The 6,307-nt window shown below is 49.7% G+C and carries 6 protein-coding genes; all 6 read right to left on the bottom strand.

The window, feature by feature from the left end; translation table 11 throughout:
- Window positions 1-2,231: DNA internalization-related competence protein ComEC/Rec2 (locus E3J62_04485; protein TET46354.1), on the bottom strand; the 2,231-nt coding region annotated here is incomplete at its 3' end.
- 255 nt (window positions 2,232-2,486) lie between these two features.
- The gene (locus E3J62_04480; protein TET46353.1) at window positions 2,487-2,867 is read right to left on the bottom strand and encodes a hypothetical protein; all 381 of its coding nucleotides are present in this window, start codon (window positions 2,865-2,867) and stop codon (window positions 2,487-2,489) included.
- A gap of 1 nt (window position 2,868) precedes the next feature.
- Window positions 2,869-3,585 carry a hypothetical protein gene (locus tag E3J62_04475; protein ID TET46352.1) on the bottom strand — a complete coding sequence of 239 codons (717 nt, stop codon included), beginning with the start codon at window positions 3,583-3,585 and terminating at the stop codon, window positions 2,869-2,871.
- 37 nt (window positions 3,586-3,622) lie between these two features.
- Window positions 3,623-4,840 (bottom strand): hypothetical protein, encoded by a 1,218-nt coding sequence (locus E3J62_04470; protein ID TET46351.1) that lies wholly within the window; start codon window positions 4,838-4,840, stop codon window positions 3,623-3,625.
- Between the two features lie 79 nt (window positions 4,841-4,919).
- Complete coding sequence (locus tag E3J62_04465) at window positions 4,920-5,375, bottom strand: ribonuclease HI family protein (protein ID TET46350.1); 456 nt, start codon at window positions 5,373-5,375, stop codon at window positions 4,920-4,922.
- Window positions 5,341-6,051: a hypothetical protein gene (locus E3J62_04460; GenBank protein ID TET46349.1), complete on the bottom strand. Its 711-nt coding sequence runs from the start codon at window positions 6,049-6,051 to the stop codon at window positions 5,341-5,343. Before E3J62_04460 ends, E3J62_04465 begins: the two co-directional genes overlap by 35 nt.
- Window positions 6,052-6,307 lie beyond the last annotated feature (256 nt).

The following is a 6,307-nucleotide window of genomic DNA, read 5'->3' as shown; positions in this document are numbered from 1 at the left end:
CGCCTTATCGGCGAAAGGTTATTGAGCTCCCTCATAGTGGTTATAGAAAAGGTGCTTCCGTCCGTCTCGAAGAAAATGGCTCCATCTCTATCCGTCCTGTATATGTGAGTACCAGACCGAAGATATCCTTCGAGGATATCTTTCGCTGGGTGTCCGAAACGGTTATTCAAACCGACTGAAAAGACCGCCACAGAGGTTGTGAACCCATGACTGAAAATCGCCTCACTGGGTGTTCTTGAACCGTGGTGTGGGACTTTGAGCACATCCACATGGTCTATAGAATCAAAGGCCCGGTCAATCTCATCGTTTATGTCGCCGGTGAAGAGAAGCTTCAGTTCGCCACAAACGAAAAGTATGACCACGGAGCAATTGTTTACATCGAAGTCGGGATCGAGAGTAGCTACTCTCATCACCTCTTCATCGGGATAGAGGACCACCATCCTGTTCTCTTCGAAGTCTATTCGACTCCCCCTGCGCACCACCTTGTATCGTATCCCTTTCTTCCTCACCTTCCTCAGCAGTTCGAGATACTTCTTTGACGCCGTTATTGTGCCGGCGTCCACAACCTCCCCTATTTCAAAATGGTCCAGTACATACCCCATCCCTCCTATGTGATCATTCTGTGGATGGGTGAGCACGACGTTGTCTATCCTTCTTATTCTCCCTTCCCACAGGAAGGGCGCAACGACCGATTCCCCGCAGTCATACTCCCCGAACCTCGGCCCCGCATCTATCAAAACTGCTTTGCCAGAGGCTGTTTCGAGAAAACAGCAGTCTCCCTGCCCAACGTCGAGAAAAGCGACTGAAAGCTCCGGTCTACGTTTCCTTAACACGGCGTCCCACACAAAGCCGTTTCCTGCAACCAGAAGAATCACAAGTACAGCCATTCTCGCTCTCCGAGAACTCTTCAATTCCGGCAAGAGAAGAAGGAGAATGTACCAAACCCCAATGAGAAACATAGTAGGTCTCACTGTCCTGAATGAGGTGAAAGGGATTGATGAAAAGAAATCGACTGAGGCGAGAGTAAGTTTCAGGGAAAGCCAGTTGGCCGAAGCAATGGGTCCAAGGAGTGGGCCTTTAAAGAATCCGAGTACACCTACAAGTAGACCGAGGCAGATGTTAGCGCCTGCAAGTGGAACAACAACCAAGTTGGCGATAAGTGGTGTAAGAGTCAATCTATTGAAGTGGTACATGACAAGTGGAAATGAGCCAAGTTGAGCCGAAAAAGAGACAACAACGGCACCGACAACCCATCTAAAGACCGGGTTCCTCCTCACGGAAAATATCCGGGGGAATGACTGCCTTACAAACTGCAAGACTCTGATAATGGACGCTGTACAAGCAAATGACAGTTGGAATCCAACGTCAAAAAGATGAGAGGGCGTGTGAACCAGTATGGCCAGAGCAGCTACACATACTGTGTTAAATCCATCTATTTCCCTTTCCAGAAGAAGGGTCAAGGAGAAGCATGTGAGCATGATCGTGGCTCTCACAACGGGTGGTCGTAATCCGGTAAGATAACAATAAAACACCAGGAAAAGGGAAGCTAGCAAAGCTGCTAACCGGTACGGAACCCTTGAAGCTCTCAAGAGCACTAGAAGAACCAACCACAGGATTCCAACGTGAAGGCCACTCACCGCAAGAATGTGAATCACACCTGCATCAGCGAAATTTTTCAAGATGCCTTTTCTTATTCCGGATCTCTTGCCAAGGAGCAGAGCACTGAGCAGTGCGGCCTCACCCCCACCAATGTTGTTCCGGAAGATGCTGTTGAGCCTATTCCTGATATTGGATGTCGTCCGATTCAAAGAAAACATGGGCTTATTCCCTGCCGGGAGCTGAACAGGCGCGCCCCGAGAGCATCTGAAAAGGTAGCGTATTCTCGACCTTGCATAGTATGCTCTGGAATCAAAGCCTCCTGGATTCCTCAAGGGTCTGGGCATATCGAGTCGACCCCAGAACGCGTATTCTTCACCAACCCTCGGCACCGCAATGAAGTCAGACAGGAAGACACCCACCTTCTGCCTGACAGCATAGACAAGACCATTTGCCTGTGCTGAATCTGCATAGACATGGAAGGTCAGCCTCCCGTATCTGTGCTCGGGGTCAGAACCGACCGTTCCAAAGAGCAGCACTTCTTCAGATTTCAGCAATTCCACTGGGAGAACCGGAGGAGGTTTGGTCGCCACACTGAAATAAAGGCAAGAACTGGCCAATGCAAATGCCAGCAAGGCCAAATCCCTCAGGCCCCTCGTCTTTCGCAGTCTGCTTGTGATCAGATAGAATATGAAACAGAAAAGTGCGGCAAGGCAGGCGCAAAACTGGTCAACCCGGCAAACATGACCTACTAGAACGCCTCCAGCGTAAGCCGCAAGCGTATGGAAGGCCGGGCGCCTCAGACTCCAATGAATCCAAGTTTTGTGTTTGGATAAGTTACTGCTGCCAAAATACCTGTGCGGTTTAGTTCAGGAACGACATTAGATATGTCAGACAAGGCTCTTCTTCAGCTCATCGGCCATCCTTCTGGCCACCACTCTTGCCAGGCCCAGGCTCTTTTCTCCCTTCAGCGTTATTGAAAGATAAAATTCGTTTCCGATCGGATGCACAATGAATGTAGCTTTTGCGCAAACGATCACCACCTCACCGACTTCTCCTGCGGTCATGCCGCGGCTTGCCTTCTGAGATGTTCTGTGCATGGACGCTAGTTCAGCGTCCACAAGTCCAAAATCAAAGTCAGAAACCTGGGAGTAGCCAGCCAGAGAAATCCCATCGACGCCAGCTATGCTTGCGGCAATCGCTCCCGGGACTTCCAGCACAACCTGCTTCACATACTCGTGGTATTCGTCAGTTCCCTTGGGATCGGGCATCTCAGTCACCCTTCCCGAATATCCTGCGAAGGAGGCCCCCCTTCTTCCTTATCTCAGCAAGCATGTCAGCAGCTCTCTTATCTTTTGCGTTCCACCTCAGAGCTTCGGTCAGGTACTTCTTGCAGTCTGCGTCACGTCCAGCAAGCTGGTAGACGACCGCCAGATTCACGTATAAGTCTGAATTGTACAACTCAGATTTGATGGCGGCCCTGCACAACTCAAGGGCCTCCGCAACCCTGTAGCCGGTATATGCCTGAGCCAGTCCCTGATAACTCTGATACTTTCCCACATTGCCGCCCAGATTGACCGCCGCCTTGAAAAGGGCGTGTGCAGAGCTGTATTCTTTCCTCCTCAGGTATTCAACCCCATTCTTGAACGCTTTTTCTGCTTGAGTCTTAGCTGCAGTCCGATGGGTCTGCAAAACTTTCACACCTTGCTTGAGCTGTTTGTCATAGATCACCCGTTTCTGGTCGTCTGTGAGAACTCCATAAGCCTCTGTTATCTCGGCGAATTTTTCGTTGACTACAATCCATTGTCCTTTCTTGACCTGATGGTCCGGGTGCCACTCCCTTGCCAGTTCAAGATATGCATTCCTTATCTCTTTCTTCGTCGCATTTGTGCCAACACCTAATACGGAGTAGTAGTCCCTCATGTCTGCAGTAACTCCCTGTGGTCTTAAATCAAGAAGGTGACTCGCCAGTCGGAGCGGCGAGAACACCTAAAACTCCACTCCTCATTTCGCACGCCACCCGCTATCACCTGGGCTGGCCTGATCTCTTCTTAAGCTCCTCCGCCTTTCTCATCAGTTCAATCTCTTCTTTTCTCTTCGCTTCGAGCCTCTGTGAGATTGCTATTTCTTCTCTTCTCTTTGACACAATTCTCATGGTCAGGGAAAGCTCCTCCCGCTTCTTAGTGTCTATGCGCTGGGAAACTTCTGAATACTCCTGTTTTGCGGCAGTCTGAGTCTGAGCGTCGGTCTGTGCCTGCTGAAGCTTCTGCTCCAGACCTGTTTGTTCCTGCTTCTTGGACTGGACGCTTGATGTCAGCACCTTCTCGGTCGACCTTAAATCCTCAATCCGTTTTTCCAAGTTCTTCGCTTCTCCACGAAGGGCGTCGAGTCCCTCGCCGACACCTGTGGTGTTTATAGTGCCCATCTGGGCTAGCTCGTTCTGTCTTGCTTGTACCTGGGTTGTTATGTCGCCAAGCTCTCTCTTGAGAGCTTCCAGTTTCTCCCTCCTGCTTTCCTCGTCCCTCTTTGCATCAGCCACTCGTTTCATCAAGGTTTCTTCTTCTCCTTTGAGTTCTTCAATTGTGCTGGTGTTCACCACGGACACTCCTGAAGCTGGCGCCGTAGCGCCATGACTGAACATTGAGATTGCGAAGACACCCACGACTCCCAGGACAAGAGCAATCAATATCCATTTCTTAGACACGGATGGTGCAGCTGCAGGGGGCGGTTCTTCGACAGCTTTGAGGCCGACGTGAACCTCGCCTATTTTCGTTTCCCCAAGCATGATCCCGGCTGCGACATCATAGTAATTCCCTAGCTTGGCGGATTTCAGTGTCTGTGCTAGTTCAGTTTTGACACCCAGAGGCTTCGCTCCCTCAGGGAGACTGTGGGTTTTGCCGATCGCCCCCTTGTCGGTGTCGGCCACAATCAGGCCTTTTTTTGTGGTGATAGTGGCATAGAGGACATCTTTGTTCTTGGCCTTTGCCGCAGAAACCATTGCGCCAAGAACCATGTCTCTTTCGTCAGCTCCAGCAAGCATAGGATCTATCGCATACTTGGAGATGTAACCTGCAATGGCCTTCCCCCTCTGCTGCCTTTCCTGAACCATCGATTCATACTGATTCGACTCAGGGGCCTTTACGGATCCCTTGCCGGTCATTAAAAAGGCGAGAAGGAAAACACCAACCATCAGGCCGCCGTATCTCATGAGATTGCCAACCATTACATTCCTCTCTCCACTCATTTCCTCTCCGCCGGAAAGAGTGGCCGATTAAGCCTCATACCACAACATGCCTTTTCAGTCAGCCAAAAAAAGGATTTCCTTAGCAGCTCCTTTTACGAAGCGCCAAGTTAGCCAGACGGTCGGCGTACGTGTTCTGTTCGCGCGGAATATGTTCTATGTTGAATGAGCCAAGTTGTTTCAATCTTGTTTGAACTTTGACCGAAATGCCAATGAGGATCTTGTTCCTGATCCTGTACCTTCCAGTCATCTGGCGATAAAGGAGCTGACTGTCGGTTCTTACCAGCAGATCAACATTTCCAAGACGGTTGTCAGTTATTTTGCTAACCTCCTCAAGGCCATATAGAAGAGCCTTATATTCTGCCTGGTTGTTAGTCGCCCTTCCAATCGAACGACTCACCTCTGAGATGACTTTCCCACGCGCGTCCCTAACTACAACTCCTACGGACGCACGACCCGGATTGCCCTTCGAGGCCCCATCGATGTACAGACTGAGCCGCAATCTAGTTCCTGTTCCCCCAGATGAGAATCCGACCACAACTCTCGCAGGTCAGAATCTCCCCGCCCTTTCTGATTTCAACAGCAAATTGCGGAGGTAGTGTGGTGTGACAACCGGTACACACCTCTCCGTTGATAACCACTACTGCTTGCCCGCCTCTTCCATTCTTTATGCGTTCGTACTTTTGGACCAGACGCTTTCCCATCCTGATTACAAGTCCTCTTCGTTCGTCAGTCTTTTCCTTATACTCTTCCCTCAGAATATTCATGCGTGTCTTGAGCGAGTCGACCTCCTGCTGCGAACTGACCCTTTCCTTTTCTAATTCTCTGGTGCGTTGCTCAATGTCAGAAGCCATTGTCTCCGCATCGTCCATCAATGTAAGTATGTCTTCTTCATTCTGAGAGATGGTTGCTTTGGCTGCATCTATCTCCCGGAGAAAAACCTGATATTCTTGGTTTGTTTTTGCGGATAGGAGTTGCCTCTGGTATTTTTTCAACCTCTCCCCCAATAGCACAAGGTCATTTTCCAGGGAGGAACGACGTTTGTTCAGTTCAGCGAGTTTCTCCTTCTGCTGTACGTACGCCGATTCTGTCTCCCTCAGTCTCTCGTCGATGGCAACGACATCTTCAGGTATCTCCGACTGTTCATGTTTCATATGTTCAGTTTCATCATCGATCCTCTGAAGTTCAAGAAGGTGCGCAAGCTCTTGGTTCATCGCCAGTGTCCAGCAGTCCTAGAGCAAGAGAGGGTGTACCATCCGGCACACCCCCACTCAGGGTGACAACACCCGTACCCGAAGTCTCCTCTACCTTTCACCATACGCATTGACCATAGCAATTCAAGGCTGTTTACAAAGTGTTTTTTTAGGCTTTTAATTATATTCATCAATCAGCGAATGTCAAGGAAAATAAACCTCATGTCATTGCAAATAGAAAATGTCAGGTTTTTTGCAAATCAAAAATGTCAGTAAT

It is taken from the genome of candidate division TA06 bacterium (assembly GCA_004376575.1).
GTDB lineage: Bacteria > Hydrothermota > DG-26 > E44-bin18 > E44-bin18 > E44-bin18.
Note: the sequence above shows the minus strand (reverse complement) of the source record. Positions and strands in the feature narration are given on the sequence as shown.

What these genes read in the sequence shown, in the direction of transcription:
- E3J62_04460 (TET46349.1), bottom strand. Translation starts at nt 6,051, where the DNA reads ATGAACCAAGAGCTTGCGCACCTTCTTGAACTTCAGAGGATCGATGAT.
- E3J62_04470 (TET46351.1), bottom strand. Translation starts at nt 4,840, where the DNA reads ATGAGTGGAGAGAGGAATGTAATGGTTGGCAATCTCATGAGATACGGC.
- E3J62_04480 (TET46353.1), bottom strand. Translation starts at nt 2,867, where the DNA reads ATGCCCGATCCCAAGGGAACTGACGAATACCACGAGTATGTGAAGCAG.